Annotated in this window: 20 protein-coding genes; 7 read left to right on the top strand and 13 right to left on the bottom strand. The window is 66.0% G+C overall.

Annotated features, from left to right (window positions below; all coding sequences use genetic code 11):
- Nucleotides 1-57: 57 nt before the first annotated feature.
- Both LPH33_RS25945 and LPH33_RS25940 read right to left on the bottom strand, forming a co-directional pair.
- A complete protein-coding gene (locus LPH33_RS25945; RefSeq protein ID WP_229568602.1) occupies nt 58-297 on the bottom strand; it encodes a hypothetical protein in 240 nt (79 codons plus the stop codon).
- 88 nt (nt 298-385) lie between these two features.
- Nucleotides 386-1,792 carry a hypothetical protein gene (locus LPH33_RS25940; protein ID WP_229568601.1) on the bottom strand — a complete coding sequence of 469 codons (1,407 nt, stop codon included), beginning with the start codon at nt 1,790-1,792 and terminating at the stop codon, nt 386-388.
- A gap of 154 nt (nt 1,793-1,946) precedes the next feature.
- Between LPH33_RS25940 and LPH33_RS25935 the strand changes: the two genes are divergently transcribed.
- On the top strand, nt 1,947-2,507 hold the full coding sequence (locus LPH33_RS25935; RefSeq protein ID WP_229568600.1) for a hypothetical protein: 561 nt from the start codon (nt 1,947-1,949) through the stop codon (nt 2,505-2,507).
- A 1,068-nt stretch (nt 2,508-3,575) separates the two neighbouring features.
- Here the strand turns inward: LPH33_RS25935 and LPH33_RS25930 are convergent.
- Nucleotides 3,576-3,836 (bottom strand): hypothetical protein, encoded by a 261-nt coding sequence (locus LPH33_RS25930; protein ID WP_229568599.1) that lies wholly within the window; start codon nt 3,834-3,836, stop codon nt 3,576-3,578.
- A 120-nt stretch (nt 3,837-3,956) separates the two neighbouring features.
- Between LPH33_RS25930 and LPH33_RS25925 the strand changes: the two genes are divergently transcribed.
- Nucleotides 3,957-5,561 (top strand): hypothetical protein, encoded by a 1,605-nt coding sequence (locus LPH33_RS25925; protein ID WP_229568598.1) that lies wholly within the window; start codon nt 3,957-3,959, stop codon nt 5,559-5,561.
- A complete protein-coding gene (locus tag LPH33_RS25920; RefSeq protein WP_229568596.1) occupies nt 5,554-5,766 on the top strand; it encodes a hypothetical protein in 213 nt (70 codons plus the stop codon). Before LPH33_RS25925 ends, LPH33_RS25920 begins: the two co-directional genes overlap by 8 nt.
- A 196-nt stretch (nt 5,767-5,962) precedes the next feature.
- Here the strand turns inward: LPH33_RS25920 and LPH33_RS25915 are convergent, their stop codons facing one another.
- The 3 genes from LPH33_RS25915 to mihF all read right to left on the bottom strand — a co-directional run bounded on the left by LPH33_RS25915 (nt 5,963) and on the right by mihF (nt 7,204).
- Nucleotides 5,963-6,370: a hypothetical protein gene (locus tag LPH33_RS25915; protein WP_217580333.1), complete on the bottom strand. Its 408-nt coding sequence runs from the start codon at nt 6,368-6,370 to the stop codon at nt 5,963-5,965.
- Entirely contained in the window at nt 6,367-6,771 is a 405-nt protein-coding gene (locus tag LPH33_RS25910) for a hypothetical protein (RefSeq protein WP_229568595.1), read from the bottom strand. The genes LPH33_RS25915 and LPH33_RS25910 overlap by 4 nt, the downstream gene beginning before the upstream one ends.
- Before the next feature lie 118 nt (nt 6,772-6,889).
- On the bottom strand, nt 6,890-7,204 hold the full coding sequence (mihF, locus tag LPH33_RS25905) for an integration host factor, actinobacterial type (RefSeq protein ID WP_229568593.1): 315 nt from the start codon (nt 7,202-7,204) through the stop codon (nt 6,890-6,892).
- Between the two features lie 118 nt (nt 7,205-7,322).
- Here mihF and LPH33_RS25900 point away from each other — a divergent pair, with 118 nt between their 5' ends.
- On the top strand, nt 7,323-7,883 hold the full coding sequence (locus LPH33_RS25900) for a hypothetical protein (RefSeq protein ID WP_229568591.1): 561 nt from the start codon (nt 7,323-7,325) through the stop codon (nt 7,881-7,883).
- Between the two features lie 55 nt (nt 7,884-7,938).
- Here LPH33_RS25900 and LPH33_RS25895 read toward each other — a convergent pair whose 3' ends face one another.
- Nucleotides 7,939-8,289 (bottom strand): hypothetical protein, encoded by a 351-nt coding sequence (locus LPH33_RS25895; RefSeq protein ID WP_229568589.1) that lies wholly within the window; start codon nt 8,287-8,289, stop codon nt 7,939-7,941.
- A gap of 262 nt (nt 8,290-8,551) precedes the next feature.
- Between LPH33_RS25895 and LPH33_RS25890 the strand changes: the two genes are divergently transcribed.
- Nucleotides 8,552-8,833, top strand: coding sequence for a hypothetical protein (locus LPH33_RS25890; protein WP_229568588.1), 282 nt, complete (start codon nt 8,552-8,554; stop codon nt 8,831-8,833).
- A 62-nt stretch (nt 8,834-8,895) separates the two neighbouring features.
- Here the strand turns inward: LPH33_RS25890 and LPH33_RS25885 are convergent, their stop codons facing one another.
- Nucleotides 8,896-9,891: a hypothetical protein gene (locus LPH33_RS25885; RefSeq protein WP_229568586.1), complete on the bottom strand. Its 996-nt coding sequence runs from the start codon at nt 9,889-9,891 to the stop codon at nt 8,896-8,898.
- A gap of 433 nt (nt 9,892-10,324) precedes the next feature.
- The gene (locus tag LPH33_RS25880) at nt 10,325-12,943 is read right to left on the bottom strand and encodes an ATP-dependent DNA helicase RecG (RefSeq protein ID WP_229568585.1); all 2,619 of its coding nucleotides are present in this window, start codon (nt 12,941-12,943) and stop codon (nt 10,325-10,327) included.
- Between the two features lie 321 nt (nt 12,944-13,264).
- Here LPH33_RS25880 and LPH33_RS25875 point away from each other — a divergent pair, with 321 nt between their 5' ends.
- On the top strand, nt 13,265-13,468 hold the full coding sequence (locus LPH33_RS25875; protein WP_229568583.1) for a hypothetical protein: 204 nt from the start codon (nt 13,265-13,267) through the stop codon (nt 13,466-13,468).
- Nucleotides 13,469-13,525: 57 nt separating this feature from the next.
- Here LPH33_RS25875 and LPH33_RS25870 read toward each other — a convergent pair whose 3' ends face one another.
- The 4 genes from LPH33_RS25870 to LPH33_RS25855 all read right to left on the bottom strand — a co-directional run bounded on the left by LPH33_RS25870 (nt 13,526) and on the right by LPH33_RS25855 (nt 15,406).
- Nucleotides 13,526-13,891 (bottom strand): hypothetical protein, encoded by a 366-nt coding sequence (locus tag LPH33_RS25870; protein ID WP_138846022.1) that lies wholly within the window; start codon nt 13,889-13,891, stop codon nt 13,526-13,528.
- Between the two features lie 80 nt (nt 13,892-13,971).
- Nucleotides 13,972-14,157 carry a hypothetical protein gene (locus LPH33_RS25865; protein ID WP_138846023.1) on the bottom strand — a complete coding sequence of 62 codons (186 nt, stop codon included), beginning with the start codon at nt 14,155-14,157 and terminating at the stop codon, nt 13,972-13,974.
- 398 nt (nt 14,158-14,555) lie between these two features.
- Complete coding sequence (locus tag LPH33_RS25860; RefSeq protein WP_193904261.1) at nt 14,556-14,858, bottom strand: hypothetical protein; 303 nt, start codon at nt 14,856-14,858, stop codon at nt 14,556-14,558.
- Between the two features lie 146 nt (nt 14,859-15,004).
- Entirely contained in the window at nt 15,005-15,406 is a 402-nt protein-coding gene (locus tag LPH33_RS25855; protein WP_229568581.1) for a hypothetical protein, read from the bottom strand.
- A gap of 4 nt (nt 15,407-15,410) precedes the next feature.
- On the opposite strand from LPH33_RS25855, the gene LPH33_RS25850 reads away from it, so the two are divergent.
- A complete protein-coding gene (locus LPH33_RS25850) occupies nt 15,411-16,724 on the top strand; it encodes an IS256 family transposase (RefSeq protein WP_039584670.1) in 1,314 nt (437 codons plus the stop codon).
- Nucleotides 16,725-16,734 lie beyond the last annotated feature (10 nt).

The raw sequence follows: 16,734 nt of genomic DNA, 5'->3' as shown, positions 1-16,734 counted from the left end.
GTGGATTCACGTGTATCGGTGCAGGTGCCGCCCTGTTCTCACGCGGGCGTAGTTGTGTCAGACGCTCGACGCGACCACGGCATAGGCCGCCAGGAACATCAGGGCGACGACGCTGACGCCGGCGACAATGCTCGCCGAAGTCGGGTGGTGCGCCATCCACTTATCCAGACGCGCGAGCAGCTCCTCTTCGAGCGTGGGCCGGGGAGCCACCGCGGGCCTCACCACGTTGATGTGAGTTCGGCGGTGTACGGCGAGCTCGGCAGGTCGGCGGGTTGCGGTGTAGGGCAGGTGCGCCATCGTGGATTCCCCTTTGGGCTCAGTCGATCTCGGTCGATTGAGACGTTAGAAACGGGAATCCGCGGTGTTGCAGCTGCAACAGCCGGGTTTAGGCGGTGGCGCAAAGACCCAAGATCAGGTGCCGGTGCTCGGGATCGGCGCGGTAACCGTGGCGGCCCTTGAGTCCCCCATGGGAGCCCCCGAACACCGATTCCATCCCCATCGACAGCACCTCGGTGTGTACCGACGACTGGTACTGCTTTCCGACGTAGACGTCGACGAAGTCATCGGGGCGCACGTACTCCCCCTTCGCGTACTGCTGCAACGTATGCGGGATCCCGTCTACTGAGGTCGTGCGGCGTTCCCGGAAGCTCAGGCACGCAGCGGTCGCCGCAACGTTGAATGTCTCGACGCGGTGTGACATCTCGTGGATCGCCGTGCGGTGGGTGTCCTCGGCGCTCGATGCGGAGCTGGGAACCCGCAGCTCCGACATCGTCACGGTGCCCTTGTAGGTCATGCGCAGCTTCCATCCCCAGCGACGCGTTTCCGGGTCCCGGACAGCGACCCACTTCGGGTCGCCGTCGGGCCAATCGAGTTCACGCATCCGGTCGACGGTCGACTTCTCCGGTGCCGGCGGCATCTCCTTGCGGGTTGCCCAGGTCTGCTCGGACGTCGGGTCGTCGCTGTAGTCGTAGTCGGTGTTCTCGGAGACACGCACTCTCGATTGGTGCTGGTAGTACGCGCGGTCCTTGGACTCCTTGACGATCATTCGGCGGCTGTTGTTGGACGCGGTCATCCAGTCTGCTGGGAAGACGGTGGAGGCTGCGGCGGTGACCTGCTGTGCCCGTTTCGTGGTGCTCTGGTGGACATCGGGTACGACGGTGCCGTACTCGCGGTAGCGGCCGAGCACTTCTGCAGCGACGCGGCCTTCGGCGGCACCGTGTGCGAGCCGACGCCGTTCGATCTCCGCGGCAGTGGCCTGCAGTGTTCGGCTTCGCTGGTTGAAGTCATTGACGAGCTCGTCGATCTCGTCGAGGTACTGGACGCGTTCCGGCGGCGGTAGTCGTCGTAGCTTGGCCGTGAGGTCATGCACTCGCTGCTCTACGGCACGTTTCTCCCGGGCGTGCTCGATGACGGCTGCCTCGAGCGCGGCGGCGTCGGCGTCGAGTCGGTCGAGTTCGGTCGGGTCGAGGCGGGCGGCGATCTCGGCGTCGACCTGGGTGGCCACGAGCTCGCCGGCGTAGCGGACAGCAGATTCATACCGGCGGAGCGTCTCGACGTTCTGGTTGCCAGCGAACGCGTCGAACAGGGCGCTCGCTGCGGCGCATGCCTCGCGCACTTGCTCGTCTGTCGCGATCGCCGAGTGGTCGCCATGTGTGGGTTCGGGTCCGGCGGGATCGGCGATGGTCGCGGCCTTCTGCGCCGCGTAGAGCGCACGCCGGTATTCGCGGCGCCGTTCGCCGCGCTGTGAGGGGCATCGACGTGGCCCGCCCGGATCGTTGATCCCGTCACACACGAATGTCTCTCCCTGTTTCCCGACCGGCTCTACCTGTGCTTTCGGTGTCCCCACCGTCTGCGGGAGGAGGTCGCGAGGTGATGGAGTAGGTGCAACGCGCGCAACGGTGCAAGATTGCGTAACCACCGCTACGAGCCGTCGACGAAAGGACCGCATGCCGCCGCGCGACCAGCTCGCCGACCTCAGCGATTCGGAGTTCGTGCGCGCAATACTCACCGAACTCGACCGCCGCCCAGCCTTCGCGGCCGTCCGCGACCAGCTCGCGACTCTGCTGGCGATGGGCCCGACGCTGACCGCCGTCACCGAGGCCGGCGTCGGACAGCTCGTCGAGCAGGCCCTTGCAGCCGCCCGCGCCGCGATCGCGGAACAGAACGTCGTGCTCGGCCAACCCATGCTCACCGCGGTGGACGTCGCCGAAGCGGTCGGTGCGCGCGGATCGAGCAACCGGGCTGTCGCGTCGCGCCTGCGTTCGCGCGGCGAGATCGTCGGTGTGGAGGTACAGGGCCGATTTCTGTTCCCGGCGTTCCAGTTCGATCTCGCCCGGGCGCGGGTCCACCCGGTGGTGGCGGAAGTAAACCGGCAGGTCACCGAGCACGGCGATGGATGGGCGGTTGCCCGTTGGTGGATGACCACAGTCGACGGGCATACCCCTGTCGAGCTCATCGAGCGCGACCCGGAGTTGCTGCGCGCGCGGGCGGCGCAGTTCTGCGGGTAGCCCATCCCCGCCGGCGCCCACAAGGTTCCGGCAGCGTGGGGCACAGCCCTGCTTCCGGCGCGGCGGGCGTCGACGATTCATGGGCCGAATAGGACCATGAACGTTCTCCACCCTTCGCGGACAGAGCGATCGACCGTCGGACCAGCGCGTTTTCTGGCGTCCGTGGATGTCACATCGAGTGGTCCCTGAGGTGCTGCCGCCCAGTACAGCCCCTTTGCCTCGCTCTGGAGAGCTCTCACCCGGTCGCTGGGTAGACACTCCCTTTCGCAGGTTCACGCTGAATAGGTGAAAATCTCACTCTCGGAAATGGCTGCCTTCGCTAAACGAGAAGGAGTGACGCTACGAGAAGTGCCCGCAGCGCCTGAACGATTCCTTGCTGACCTGCCGGGTCAACTCACTTTCTGTCGGTCCGAATTTCCCGGGCTTCTGCCATGTATCTGGGCCGGGAATCGCCGCTTCGTTCAACGACGCACCGCACGTCCCGACCTTCGCGTTCGTCGTACCGGCCGGCGGCACCGGCCCTGTTGACATCACGATCAGGACCGACAGGGATCGGATCGAGGCCTGGTGGTTCTACGACTGCTCGATCCTGCAGCTCTGAGGCGATCGCCATCGGCGGAACCGGTCTCACTTGCACGGTCGGACAGCTGAGGCGGGGCACCATTGGTCGACTTCGAGGTAGCCGCGGCCGTTGCCGGTCGGGATCTGGAACGAAACGCGACAGATCCAGCCCCCCGTATTCACCCGCGCCCACGCCGACAAGGCCCCCGGTACCTGGAGGTCCAGGGCGAGTCCTTCCGCGCGCACTCGAAGTGGCAGCTCGTTGGCACGGCGTCCGTCGGTGGAGCCGATAGCGGAGGCGATGTGCACGATCACTGGCGTCGGCGGGTCCACGACGCGGTACGGCGGAGGACCTAACCCAGACGGCCAGTGATCGAACATGCATTCGATTTTAATTCTCGACCTCGGCCGGGGATGACAGCCCAGCCGAAGACGCCGCGTCAGTTCGTCAGCTGCGGGGTTGAAGGCAGAGCACCCGGGCTGGGGCGGGTGCATTGCTGCGTCGTATCAGTCCAGGAGTTCGACGACTTCGGTTGTGTAGAAGTCGCTCGGGTGCCGGGTGAAGTACTCGTCGATCGCTGCACTCGGACTGTCGGGGACCGGGCCGGGCTCGTCTGCGAGTTCATGCCACCACGTCTCCACGTGTTCGCGCAGCACGCGCTGAGCGCCAGCCTCGGTGCGGTGGGTCGACACGGTGGTGCCGTGCCGGTGGTCGATGGTCACGACGGTCACCGATTCACGTTCGGTGGACGGGTCAGTACTGGTCATGACAGAGAACGCTACGACCGCACCCATCGGGTGTTGCGCCGGAAAGTCGGCCGCCTGGCGGTGGTGAACGGCGTTTCTACGGTGTGCGCGACCCGCACCCACAGACCAGGAGGACCCGCAGTGTGCCGTGTCGGCAGACGGTGCTTCCCCCACACCGCTGATCGCCTCGACCGCGCCGAGCAGGAGGTTCGACGGCTGCAGCTCACCCACGATGCGCGACTGGCGACCGCAGCACGGCAACCGACGTCCCAGGCATGGCTCGACCAGTCCGCCGGCGAGCTCGACCAAGCACGACGCAAACTTCAGCAGCAACGCATCGACCTTGCGTCCACCGCCCGCGGCGTGCACAACCTGATGCTCGAGGCCCACGCCCACGAACAGTGCGGACACCCAGAGCAGGCCGCCGAACTCCGCCGGCTCGTCACGCGTGGGCTCGCGCGCCGCCGAGCTGCCGACATCGCGGCGAACCCGGCAGCGGCCGATGGATGGACACCTCCGCAGGTCCGAGGCGGCGGCGATCGCTGTCCCGCGTGCGGCCAGTTCGCCGCGGCCTCCCACCGTTGCCCATCGGTCATCCTCGACGCCCGCCGCCTCGCCCTTACCGCCAGCACCCACCTTCCGCCCCCGACACCAGCGACCACCGCAGCCGGAACCGCTGCTGCGCAATCCCTGTCGACCAGCCTGTATCAGGACATTCCGCTGACCGCCGCCGACGCCGACGCGATCACCACCGTGTGCCGGGACGACCGGTACGGGCCACTCCCCCAGGGCTTGCCGGAGATCCCCCGCCGGGCGGACGGGTCACTGGATACAAACAGCGCCGAGTTCGCAGCGCATCGGGACATGGCACTCGATCGGGCACAGCGGGCGTGCATCGAGGACGACCACATCGACGGCGAGCCTGTGCCGGTCGTGCTGTCGCAGGGCGCGCTCGAGCCGTTCGCGGTACCGGTCAAGCGTGACAATGCTGCCCGACTGGGGGACGAGCTGGCCGCCGTCGAGGACCGCGAACTGTTCGATGACGCAGAGTGCGCAGCGCTGGCGGCACCCGATCGAGCGCAATGGGGTCAGTCTGCGGCCGGGTTGTGCTGGCGGACAGCCAACGACGAACCGTGGCGGCAGATCGGGACCGGCGAGCGGGTCGATCACCGCATGGTGACCCCGAGCGAGACGGGATCTGTCGCGGTCCTTGCTCGGCGCACGGTCGCCTCGCAGGCGATGTCGGCGTGGGCTGCGCACACAGAGCGCGACATGTCACCCGCGGCGGTGCATATGCAGTCCGCGGTCCGGGATGTATTCGTCCATCCCGACGCCGACCTTCCCCAGTCGGTGGAAGCGCGGCGGGCCCGGGCGGTGGTGCAGGCCCAGTACGCGCTCACGCAAAGGCATCTCGCCGCGCGTGGGATTTCCGAGGTGTCGATCTCGCGTGGGATGTGGTTTCCGACCGGCTCCCCTGCTCCTGCGTGGGTGCCGGCGGTGAAAGGTGATCGACAGCCGGCGGATCTGACGTTGAACCCGGCGGCGTCGTTCACCCTTCGCGGTGAGGTGTCGTCCTACTTCGCCCGCCGCGAGTGGGACGACGATGAGTACGTGTCGGTGCGGCTGCACGGCACCGTCCATGCCTCGCGGATCCTGTCGTTGCCCCGAACGGGAATGGGATGCTTGTCCGAGGAAGAGGTCATCGTGGTCGGTGGCCGTGCACAGTGGGAGGTTGAGCGTGTCTGAGCAAGCGCGGCGCCCGATCCCGACGTTCCGGGACATGCGGGCCTGGGATGTTCGCACGGCGGACGGGACGCTGGTCACCACGGTTTCCGCGCTGGGACAGGTGTTGGGGATGTCCCCTTCCGAGGCTGTGCAGTGGGTCCGCGCGCAGGAAGGGCAGCGGGCGATGCCCCAGGAATTGATCACCGAGGCCCGAACCGCCCACTGACCGGAGACCGGACTATTTCGGCCCCGTCGGCCTGTAGTCGGAGAACAGCTCTCGGTGGATCATCTCGGTCATGTTCGGCCCGGTGGCAGGGCGGTCCGTGGTCGCCGGGCGCGGCGCGCGGGGGCCGTCTCGAGGGTCGCGTCGACGGCCGACTGCGTGGGTGCTGCGATAGTCCATGTGCGAAAGCGCCTTCCGTTCAATGAATGATTTCGCCGCCATCATCAGCGTCGGGGTCGATGATGCCTTCCCACAATTCCGGGTCGTCCTCAACCACGATGCCGCGACCGCGGGCGGCGCCCAGCATCGCCACCATCGCCCCTTGCCTGCTGTCCGCGCCCGCGGTGGCGTACCCCCCGGGTGGGGCGACCTCGACCTGCGCCGCGATCGCTGCGAGACCCTGGGCAGTCGAGACGAGTTCGGGGTCCCCGGCGAATGCTCCTCCGGACCAGGAGACCGCACGGTGTTCCCCGGGTAGCCTCACGGTGACTGTGTCTTTGGCCTTGGCCATCAAATCCTCCTGCCCGCCATCATCGGCGGGGGCATCGGTATCGGTGCGTCGAGGATACGGCCGGGGTTCACCGCTGCCGGGGTTCATCACGTTCATGGCGCACCCACCATGGCCACGAGGTGCATGGCGTTCGACAGGGCCTCATTGATGAGGTCCACGACCTCATCGAGGACTTGCTCGGCCAGCTCGTATCCGTTGCAGGTCGTGTCGGGTGTCCACTCCCCGAGGTCGGTGACGATGAGGTCGGTGGTGACCACGCTGCCCGGTTCGATTCGGCTGATCGATGCGACCAATTCGGCGATCGGGTCGCCGTCGCCGACCAGTCCCACACGGACCGAGGGCACAATCGTCACTTCCGGCACGATCGAGGCGAACACGTGCTCGTGCGTGAGGATCAGGTAACGCACCTGATCGAGGTCAGTGAAGTGCTCGGGGGTCAGGTGATCGACCTCGGCGGCGTCGAGGGGTTGCTCCGGATTGCGGATGATCTGCAGCATCGTGACGACTCCTTCTGCTGGATGGAAGATGCCGCCACGGTCTCGTACGCGACGTTCTGGTGTTGCACGCCGACTGCCGACCCACCGTGATGATGGGCCGGCAGCCGATAGCCAGATGTCAGCTGGCGAACCGCTGCAGCAGTGCGCCTCGCTGGTTCTGGCCAAGACCACGGATGCTCCGGTTCTCCGCGATGTCGAGATCGACCATCACTGCGGACGCCTTCGTCTTCCCGAACTTCGGAAGAGCTGCGATCAGGTCGATGACCTTCATCTTCGCAAGGACCTCGTCCGTTTCAGCGCGCTGCATCACCTCGTGCAGCTCGACCCGCCCCTTCTTGAGGTCCTCCTTGACCAGTGCGCGCGTGCGTCGAGCCGCGCCGGCCTTCGCGAGCGCCTGCTGGCGCGCTTCCGGGGACAGCTGGGGAAGAGCCATCGGTGTTCTCCTCGAGATAGTGATTCGGTTGCGCCGTGGGGTACGGCAACTGCGAGCAGATCCTGTCGTGCCGCTTCTCCACCGCAGACGAACGCGACGGATCAGGACAATCATGCGGATGACGACACCACCGGTTACTGGTGTTTGGCCAGGGGTATCCACGGCTGGAAACGACACCAGCGAACCGACACGACACGGAGCCGTCATCATGCGTAGATGGACGAAGCGAACCGTCCTGCCCGCCGCAGTCGCGATACCCTTCTGCTTCGCCGCACCCGCCATCGCAGCACCCGGAGACGTTGCTGCCACATTCACTACCGTCGTGAACCCCAGCGGCGGCAACAGCGTCACCGGGACATTCACCTCCGCGAACGGTGCTGCAGGCTACTGCCGATTTGTGGACCTTGGCACCGAGACTGGCGACGAGACCTCCCCGTACGAACTCCAGGCTTTCGCTAGTCCTCCGGTGGTAGAGAATTCTGTTAGCGCGACCGACGACTATGTGCCCGCCGGCACCTACACAATCGACTGGATTTGCTACACAGTTGATTTCGAACTGATCGAGGCCACTACAGGTTTCGACGGCACTGCAGAGCCCGTGTTGCTGGAAGTCCCAGCCAGGCCAGAGCCGGTCTGCATCGGTTCCGCATGCTTACCCACTGGATCCTTCGGATCCTGACCTAGACCAGCGGCCCGAACCTCTCGGGTTCGGGCCGCTGGCCACGATGTCGGGCCTAGTCCTGCCAGACCAGCCCCTCCGCCTGCAATCGGGCTTCCACCAGCGCGGCGAGTCCGACGACCTCGCGCTGCAGGTACTTGCAGCCGGTCGCGGTGTCACCGCAGTCGGGGCAGAACGAGTCGATCGCAACGTCGGCGGTGATCGTCGGCCCCGCTGCGACCGTCACGACCGGAACGTACACGGCGACGACGGCCGGATCACTATGGGTGGCGCAGCACCCGATGACCGCCAGGTTGTCCTGAGGAGCACCGTCGGCGAGCTCCTGGGCTGTGAGCGAGCGTGCACGAACGATTCCGTGTCCGCAGGACGGGCACAGGTGCAAATCGGAAACAGTACGAGTGCGCATGCTGCACCCCTCCTTTCGAGGGTCGTGGCCCAACCCGGATGGCCGGGGCTTGATGTCCTGTTTCCGTGACTCCAATTTCCCTCGGGTGACTGATGGTGTTGTACCGGTGACTGCATGACCTCGATGACCGCGCCACTGCCGGGTGCGACTCGGCGCGAGCAGTGCCTTCTGCCAGATTCAGCGTGAGCGTTCGGCTGAAACACCCTGCACCTCCCGTCCGTAACGTGCTGCGCATCAACCGATCCGAACCAGAGGATGCGCCATGCACGACACGTCACTGCTGATCACCGCCACCATCGCTATGCACCCGAACGCCTGCGGCAACACGATCGATCTGACCGCGGTGGGCGCCGACAGCCACCCGAGCGATCCTCCTGCCTGGGAGCAGGAGATCCCCGTGCACGACCATCAGACGACGGCCTGGGGCCAGCAGTTCGCCGACGAGATCCTCGCGGCGAACAGCTACCGGCGCGAAGGACGGTGGTGGTGCAGTACCGACCTCACCGGCTACCCGTCCTGGACCGCCGACGTTATTGCAACGTAGCCCGCTGATCCACCTCCACCCGCACGAGGAATCATTCGTGCACGCTGGCACGTTCGATCCGCTCAGCGCGGACGGTAACGCCTGTTGAGCTCCAAGAGGTAATAGAACTGGTCATTACGCGCCGTTTCGTTCGCAATGTCCTTCGACTTCAATGCTGTCGCTGCTACACCAGCCACTGACGGGACGGCAGCTACGGTCAGGGCCGTGAGATCCGCGACGCCCATGCAGATGGAGGAAGCGGCGGCAATGGACCCACTCACCACAGCCCTGGTATTCGCCAATGCATCCTTGGCTGCGTTGAAAACAAGCTTGGTCGCACTCAGGGACTCATACAAATTCCTCAGATGAATTTCCACTTCATCATGCCAAAGGTCATCGATCTCGGCCCTTAGGCGGTCGTTGTCGAAGGGACTTGCCCCCAACTTTTTTGCATACTCGGCCATTCCCTTCCTGTAAGAGGACAGCGGCTCCCTTAGCTGATCGCGAGCGTCGAGAACATCATCGAGTGCTGCATATGGGAAAACTGGCAGCCTCTGAATGAGGCCCGTACCTGCTGCTGCCACCCCGGCATGTTTGACGACGAGCGGGGACGGCCTAATGCGACCTGACTCGACTAGAGCGCTCACCCTCTCCGACATCGTGGTGTCAAACAACGGGTGCACTGAGTGGTCCGTAAGTAATGCACGCAGCGCAGCGGTATAGACCTTTGGATGAGCATCGACGCCATCTCCCAGATCGAAGCCATCGGGTGCCAGCGACATCAATCCGCGTTCTAGCAATACCTCAAGCTCGCCCAATCCAGACCCCTCGTAGACCGCACGCGAATCCATATCCCCTGCCTGCTCAAGCAGATAGAGGATGCGTGTGAGGTCGTCGGTCAACCTCGGGTTTATTGCTCGAGCTCGACGCCTGAGACGCCGTCTATCCGAATTCGAAATATTGCTTGACAGGCTCGGATCCAAGCCAAATTCTTTCAACACCTGATCGCTTTGAGTCGCGAGGAACTCAAGCAGTCGTTCAAGACTGGCTTGTCCCGCCCACATCAGCTGTTCCATCATCACTGCGCCGTAAGAGAAGAGCCGGACCTTGTCCGAGTACAGAAGCGCTGCTTTTACCAGGCCTGAGTCTGTTCGCAATGAAAACGAGCCCCCCGCAGCGCGAGGCGCCGTAACGACAGCGATTTCACGGCCTTGCCCGGAGCCCCACGCATCACGCGAATGGTGTCTCAACATCGTGCGAGTATGCCCTGACAACGGGAAGTACGCGTGCGTTAGCTGCACCCGTCCCATCATTGGCCATAGAAAACTGACCAGCAAGTTCCCGACCGGCGATAGTCCTCCGAACGGTGCTGCGGCAACATCGAGTTCATCCTACTCGAGCCACGGAATCGATCGGCACATTTGGTCGTCAACGGCGACCACCCCTGCTGGTTTGCCCACCCCAGTTCAACTGCGGTACGCCGCTACTCACGTGGACGGTAACGCTGCCCGCTCAGCTGCGCCGCAGGTAGTGGGCGTCCTCCCCCAGCGCGCGTTCGACTTCGGCGCGCAGGGTTGGCCGGCGGAGGAGGTGTGGGTCGGCGGCGAGCATCTGCTGCGCGTCGGCGCGGGCGGCGTGCATCAGCTCGGCGTCGGCGAGCAGGTCCGCGACGAGCAGCCCTGCGCGGTGTCCGGCCTGGGCGGTGCCAGCAAGTGCGCCGGGTCCGCGGAGCTCGAGGTCGACGTTGGCGAGCTTGAAGCCGTCCGTCGTTTCGCACATCGCGTCCATGCGGGCCTGTCCGATGTCGGACACCTCACCGGTGAGGACGCAGAACCCGGGGTGCTTGCCTCGTCCGACGCGGCCGCGGAGCTGGTGGAGCTGCGCGAGACCGAAGTTGCCGGCGTCGAGGATGGTGATGGTGGTGGCGTTCGGTACCGACACACCGACTTCGATCACCGTGGTCGCGACGAGCACGTCGAGCTCTCCGATGCTGAAGGCGTGCATGATCTCGGCTCGGTCCGCTGGCTTCTGCCGGCCGGTAACCACCGCGATCCGCAGCCCGGACAGTGCACCGTCGGAGAGCGCTGTCGCGGTTTCCATGGCGGCAGCGGACTGCGCTTCGGATTCCTGGCCGGCCTTCGTTTCCGGCTCGGCAACAAGCGGGCAGACCACGAACGCCTGTCGACCTTCGGCGATCTGGGAGCGGACGAAGACCCAGTGTTCGTGGGCCGGGTCGTCCAGGGGGACCACCGGTTCCCACCGAGTCTTGATCGGGGTCCGGCCCGGGGGCAGCTCATCGAGGATGGAGATGTCGACGTCACCGAACTGGGTCATCGCTGCGGTACGTGGAATGGGTGTGGCGGTGGCGCCGAGTTCGTCGGCGATCGCACCGCCGGGGCCCTTGGCGAGCAACGCTGCACGCTGGTTCACTCCGAACCGGTGTTGCTCGTCGATCACTGCGAGGCCGAGGCTTTTGAACTGCACGTCCTCGGACAGCAGGCCGGTGGTGCCGACGGCGATGTGGATCTCCCCCGAGGCGAGGCCGGCGAGCGCCTCGCGTCGGGCCTTGGGCTTGTTCTTGCCCGGGACGAGGACGGCTCGAAGGCCGAGCTGCTCGCAGGTTTCGGCGATCTCCTCGTAGTGCTGCTGGACGAGGACGCCGATGGGTGCCATGAGGGCTGCCTGGTGGCCGCCTTCGACGGCCATGAGCATGGCACCGATCGCCGTGGCGGTCTTGCCCGAGCCGACGTCGCCCTGCAGTAGCCGCTTCATCGGCGACGGCGCCCGCAGATCGGCGGCGATCTCCTTGAGGACGCGGGTCTGGGCGCCGGTGAGGGGCCACGGCAGCGAAGCGAGCCATGGGCGGGTCAGTCGGCCGGTGGGTGCGTGCACGACAGCGGGTCGCTGCCGGGCGGCGTTGCGCTGCACACCCATCGCCAACTGCATCCGCAGCAGCTCGTCGTACGCGAGACGGTCCCTGCCCGAGGTGGCATCTGCGGCATTGTCGGGGACGTGCACGGCGCGCAGCGCCTCGAGCCGACGCGGCAACTGCCGGGCGGTGCGGATCTGCTCCGGGAGCGGATCGTCGAGCGTGGGCAGACGGCGCAGCGCGTCGAGGGCGGCGCGGTGCAGCGTCCACGTCGAGACCTGGTGTTTGTCGGACTGCGGGTACACCGGCACGAACGGGGCGGTGGCATCGCGCATCGGCGCGATCAGCGCACCGCCCATCTGGATGAACCCTTCCCATTCGGTGACGTCACCCCACATCAGCACGAGGTCGTCACGGCGGAAGCGCTGCGCCAGCCACGGCTGCTGGAATTGCATCGAGGTGACCCGGTAGCCGCCGGCGCCGATCTCGATGCGGGCGTACTTCTTGCCCCAGTCGGCTTTGGTGGACAGCACCTTGCCGACGGTGGCGACGTTCTTCATCCCGGGCCGCAGGGCCGACATGGGGGTGATCTCGGAGCGGTCGATGTAGCGCAGCGGCACCCGCATCATCAGGTCGTAGACCGTGGCGATGCCGGCGGCGGTGAGGCGTTCGAGTTCCTTGTCGCCGATGCCGGCGTCGTCTCGGATGCCGGCGAGGTCATCGATGGGGACGCCGCGCAGTCCGTCGAGAGTGCCTTCGAACTCGAGTGGTGGCTTGTGGGAGGGCTGCCCGAGGACGGCTGCGGCCGACAGCGTCGGGATGGTGCGGATCTCGACGTCGTGGCGGGGGCGAGCGTTTCGGGTTGTGTGCTGCGGTTTCGGTGTCCCCTGGTGCAGGGCCGGATCGGTGGCTGGCGCGGCAGGGCCGGCACCGAAACCACGCCGCGGCGCAGCGTGCTGTGGAGCGCGCAGTGCCGGATCCAGTGGGACACGCGGTGGGCCGGCGCCGAAGCCATGCCGCGGCGCGCGCTGCGGCGGGGGCTTCGCTTTCTGGGCGGTGGGACCGAGGAGCTGGGTGAGGTCGAACCCGAGGGCGCCGAGCTGGTCGGCGAAGGCCGGCAACTGAGCTCGAACGCGCTCGACGACGGCGGGGTGCCAGTGCGCCGACCGTGCGGCGGCCGACAGAATGGCTGTCGCCGAACCCGACTGGTGAAGCGCAATCACCGCGGCCCGCAAGGTATCGACCTGCTCGACTGCGGTCACCTCACCTCACCCTTCCCTGCCCGACAACGGCGGACAGCTCGCCTCTGCGCGCATCTTCCCTGGACACCCCGACAAACTCCGGCGTGCGCCGCGAGCGGCACGGTACCGGCCGGCTTCACCAGTGGAGCGGCAGCTGAAACACCACGTGCCTGCGGTCGATACCGTCGCTGCACACCACATGAGGACCCGGGGCCACCGTCGGTGGCCCACCGCCTGCGCGGCCTTCCGCTGCGCCCGAGCCCCCGCAGGAGGGCCTCATGTTCGTTTCTGCTTCTGCTGCTTCGCAGTCGTTTCCGCCCCGGCATCCGTGGCTGGGAGCACATGCCGTACGGCTACCGGCGCTGGAACGGCACCGTGTGGGCGCCTGCCTGGGTCGACCGGTACAACCAGCAGCTCGACCTCATCCGACGTCTGTTCGAGGCCGGTTACGACGTCGAGCACCATGTCGAGGACTGGTACCGGATGCTCACCGAGTTCGACCTGCTCGGCAAGGAACTCGACGCGCGTGAACGCGTCGCCCGGTAGACGATGACGGCCCCGTCCCTCGCGCGAGGGACGGGGCCGGGGCCGGTGCTGACGTCGCTACTTCGCGGCCGCGTCGATGATCTCGGCGGGCAAACCGCATGTGTCGATCGAGTCGAGGCGTGGTTCGTCGATGTTCACAGTGGCAGGGGTGACTCCTGGTTGTGAACCGCGGTCGAGTTCGACGACGTCGAGGGTCGCCCGGATCTGTTCGGGCGTCAGACCGGCGCGGTGCTGGTCGAGGACGTACTCGGTGTAGGGCAGGCACGCCCACTGTTTGACGGCGCTGGGGACGGTGACAGCCGACTGCTCGGCGATCTGTGCAAAGACGACGCCCGCGAGCACCAGCAGAACGACGCCGGTGACCGCGGCGACGGCGGTGATGATCTGCGCGATGGTGCTCTTGGGACGGGTGGCTTCGGACATCAGTCCTCACTTTCGGTGTTGAGGGCAGGCAGATACGGCGGCTGCCCCGCCAGGTGCACGGGGCAGCCGCGGTAGAGGTGTCAGGCGATGTTGAGCCCGGCAGCGACGTAGTCGGTCGGGGTCGGTTCCCAGTCGTCCCTGAACTCGTCGACCGCGTCATCGAATTCGTCGTTCTCGATGAAGTCGCGGGTGCGGCGGTCGCAGTGAGGCTCGTGAAGCCGATCCCAGGTCCCGCACGTGCATTCGGGTCGAATCCTTCGCGGCATGGCGTGTCCTCCTCGCGTTGCAATCTCCGTGATGGCAATTGCAACGCTAGAAACACATCCGATAGGTGTTTCATCCGTTACGGCACGGGTGTTCCGCCATGAGCGGCTGCACCGACTCGTCTGACATACGGACAACTTTCGAACGGCACGCGGATTCTTCAAACGATCAGCCTCGCCGATGCGACCGTCGATCCCCGGAAATCCCATGCCATCCCCTCGTCATCACGTGACAGGCAGCATGAGGGCCGGCTTCTCCACCCTCCCCCAACTTGGTGCGGGCGGACAGGTTCCAGGTCGCACGACGACAGTGCGAACGACGGTGCGGTGCACCCGGTGGCTTTTCACAGTCCTGGGAAGTCCTCCGAAGACCCCATGGCCGAGACCGTTCACGACCCGGGTCACGTCGGATCGGAGGGGTCGACTTGTCGGTAGCCGGTGCGGACCGGGTGTAACCGGTCGACGTCGATGCTCACCACCCGATCAATCGGCACGCGGCCACCGGTGGCGCGGTCGGTGCCGTGGGTGATCCGGCAGATGGCCTGATGGTGGCCGTAGGTCTCCTCGATCGCCTCGATAGTGAAGTGCCGGATCGGATCCCGAGTCGGGCTGTTGTCGCACCACTGTTGACCAACGCGGATGACGGTGCCTCGCTTGTTGGCGACCTCGGTGAGGTTGGTCGGATCGTGCGGGTTCGTGGTCATGAGTTCGTCTCCAGTTCGGTTCGGTCGCCGGCACACGAGCACCGGCGTGGATGGGTCGACGATGGGTCAGCGGGTGCTGCGGACAACCGACGAGCTGAAAGGAAGGCGCACGGCCCGCCATCCCCGGTGCGGGCCGTGCGCGGTGATCAGTCGATCGTGATGCCCTGTGCGGACCGGGTGATCACGATGCGGGTGTTGCGACCGAACTGACCCTGGTATTCGTGCAACTCTGAGAGGAAATCCCCATCGTCGAACGCCTCGAAGTACACGTGCTCGCTGTCGCCATCGGTGAAATCGACCTCCACCGTGGTCGAGGGGTAGAAGCCGTTTTCGAACTCCTCGCTGGTGATCTCAACCTTGCGGATCGTCTTGCCGGTCTGCTTCTCGAGCGCGCCAAGGACCCGCTCTTCGACAGTCTGGAATGGGTACCCGGCGGGAGCAATGATCAGAACCTGTGGATCCCGGGAGGGCGTGCCTTCCCGGAAGATGATCTGCAAGGAACCTGAATTCTGATCAAGACCAGCGCGCCAACGCTGGCGGGAAGGCACGCCCGTGCTCACGGTAGTGGACAACAACGACGACTCCAACGACACCCGTGTTGGTGCGGATCCGGGAAGGTCGCTGCTCGACGAGATCGTCCGTGACGGGGCCCGGCAGATGCTCGCCGCAGCGTTGCAGGCCGAGGTCGCCGACTATATCGCCCGGCATGCCGGTGAGGTCGACGACAACGGCCACCGTCTGGTCGTGCGCAACGGCTACCACGCGCAGCGCGAGGTGATCACCGCTGCTGGTGCCGTGGCGGTGAAGGCACCGCGGGTCAACGACAGGCGCACCGACCCGGATACCGGTGAGCGCAGGCGGTTCTCGTCGCGTATCTTGCCGGCGTGGGCTCGCAAGTCCTCGCAGGTGTCGGAGGTGCTGCCGCTGCTGTATCTGCACGGATTGTCGACCAGCGACTTCGGGCCCGCTCTGGAGCAGTTCCTCGGCAGTGGTGCCGGCCTGTCACCGGCCTCGATCACCCGACTGACCGCGCAGTGGCAGCACGAGGCGACCGCGTTCGCGAAGCGGGATCTCTCGCAGGTCGACTATGTGTACCTGTGGGTCGACGGCATCCACCTGAAGGTCCGGCTCGAGCAGGAAAAGCTCTGCCTGTTGGTGATGCTCGGGGTGCGGGCGGACGGCCGCAAGGAACTCGTCGCCCTGGCCGACGGCTACCGAGAGTCCACCGAGTCCTGGGCGGACCTGCTGCGGGATTGCCGCCGCCGCGGGATGCGCGCGCCGGCGCTCGCGGTCGGGGACGGAGCTTTGGGATTCTGGCGGGCACTGCGGGAGGTGTTCCCCGCCACCCGCGAACAACGCTGCTGGTTCCACAAACAAGCCAACGTTCTTGCTGCACTCCCGAAATCGGCGCATCCGGGTGCGTTGGCGGCGATGAAGGAGATCATCGGGGCCGAGGACATCGACAAGGCGCAGTTGGCGATCGCAGCGTTCGAACGTGACTACAGCGCGAAGTACCCGAAAGCGGTGAAGAAAATCGTCGATGACGCCGACGTGCTGCTCGAGTACTTCCGGTATCCCGCCGAGCACTGGGTGCATCTACGCACCACGAACCCGATCGAATCGACCTTCGCGACGGTTCGGCTTCGGACCAGGGTGACCAAGGGCCCGGGATCACGGGCGGCGGGCATGGCGATGGCCTACAAGCTGATCGAAGCAGCGCAGTCGCGGTGGCGGGCGGTCAACGCACCACACCTGGTGGCGTTGGTGCGGGCCGGCGCAGTGTTCCACCAGGGCAAGCTCCTCGAACGTCCGGTCGACATCACCCCGGAACCATCGCCCGACACCCCAGTGTCCGAGGTCGCCTGACAAACCCAGA

This window comes from Rhodococcus sp. RDE2 (assembly GCF_020885655.1).
GTDB lineage: Bacteria > Actinomycetota > Actinomycetes > Mycobacteriales > Mycobacteriaceae > Rhodococcus > Rhodococcus pyridinivorans.
Note: the sequence above shows the minus strand (reverse complement) of the source record. Positions and strands in the feature narration are given on the sequence as shown.

Excerpts from the sequence above, each read along its gene's own strand:
- LPH33_RS25945 (WP_229568602.1), bottom strand. The coding sequence starts at position 297 with ATGGCGCACCTGCCCTACACCGCAACCCGCCGACCTGCCGAGCTCGCC.
- LPH33_RS25935 (WP_229568600.1), top strand. The coding sequence starts at position 1,947 with ATGCCGCCGCGCGACCAGCTCGCCGACCTCAGCGATTCGGAGTTCGTG.
- LPH33_RS25930 (WP_229568599.1), bottom strand. The coding sequence starts at position 3,836 with ATGACCAGTACTGACCCGTCCACCGAACGTGAATCGGTGACCGTCGTG.
- LPH33_RS25915 (WP_217580333.1), bottom strand. The coding sequence starts at position 6,370 with ATGAACGTGATGAACCCCGGCAGCGGTGAACCCCGGCCGTATCCTCGA.
- LPH33_RS25910 (WP_229568595.1), bottom strand. The coding sequence starts at position 6,771 with ATGCTGCAGATCATCCGCAATCCGGAGCAACCCCTCGACGCCGCCGAG.
- mihF (WP_229568593.1), bottom strand. The coding sequence starts at position 7,204 with ATGGCTCTTCCCCAGCTGTCCCCGGAAGCGCGCCAGCAGGCGCTCGCG.
- LPH33_RS25900 (WP_229568591.1), top strand. The coding sequence starts at position 7,323 with ATGACGACACCACCGGTTACTGGTGTTTGGCCAGGGGTATCCACGGCT.
- LPH33_RS25895 (WP_229568589.1), bottom strand. The coding sequence starts at position 8,289 with ATGCGCACTCGTACTGTTTCCGATTTGCACCTGTGCCCGTCCTGCGGA.
- LPH33_RS25890 (WP_229568588.1), top strand. The coding sequence starts at position 8,552 with ATGCACGACACGTCACTGCTGATCACCGCCACCATCGCTATGCACCCG.
- LPH33_RS25885 (WP_229568586.1), bottom strand. The coding sequence starts at position 9,891 with ATGATGGAACAGCTGATGTGGGCGGGACAAGCCAGTCTTGAACGACTG.
- LPH33_RS25875 (WP_229568583.1), top strand. The coding sequence starts at position 13,265 with ATGCCGTACGGCTACCGGCGCTGGAACGGCACCGTGTGGGCGCCTGCC.
- LPH33_RS25870 (WP_138846022.1), bottom strand. The coding sequence starts at position 13,891 with ATGTCCGAAGCCACCCGTCCCAAGAGCACCATCGCGCAGATCATCACC.
- LPH33_RS25865 (WP_138846023.1), bottom strand. The coding sequence starts at position 14,157 with ATGCCGCGAAGGATTCGACCCGAATGCACGTGCGGGACCTGGGATCGG.
- LPH33_RS25860 (WP_193904261.1), bottom strand. The coding sequence starts at position 14,858 with ATGACCACGAACCCGCACGATCCGACCAACCTCACCGAGGTCGCCAAC.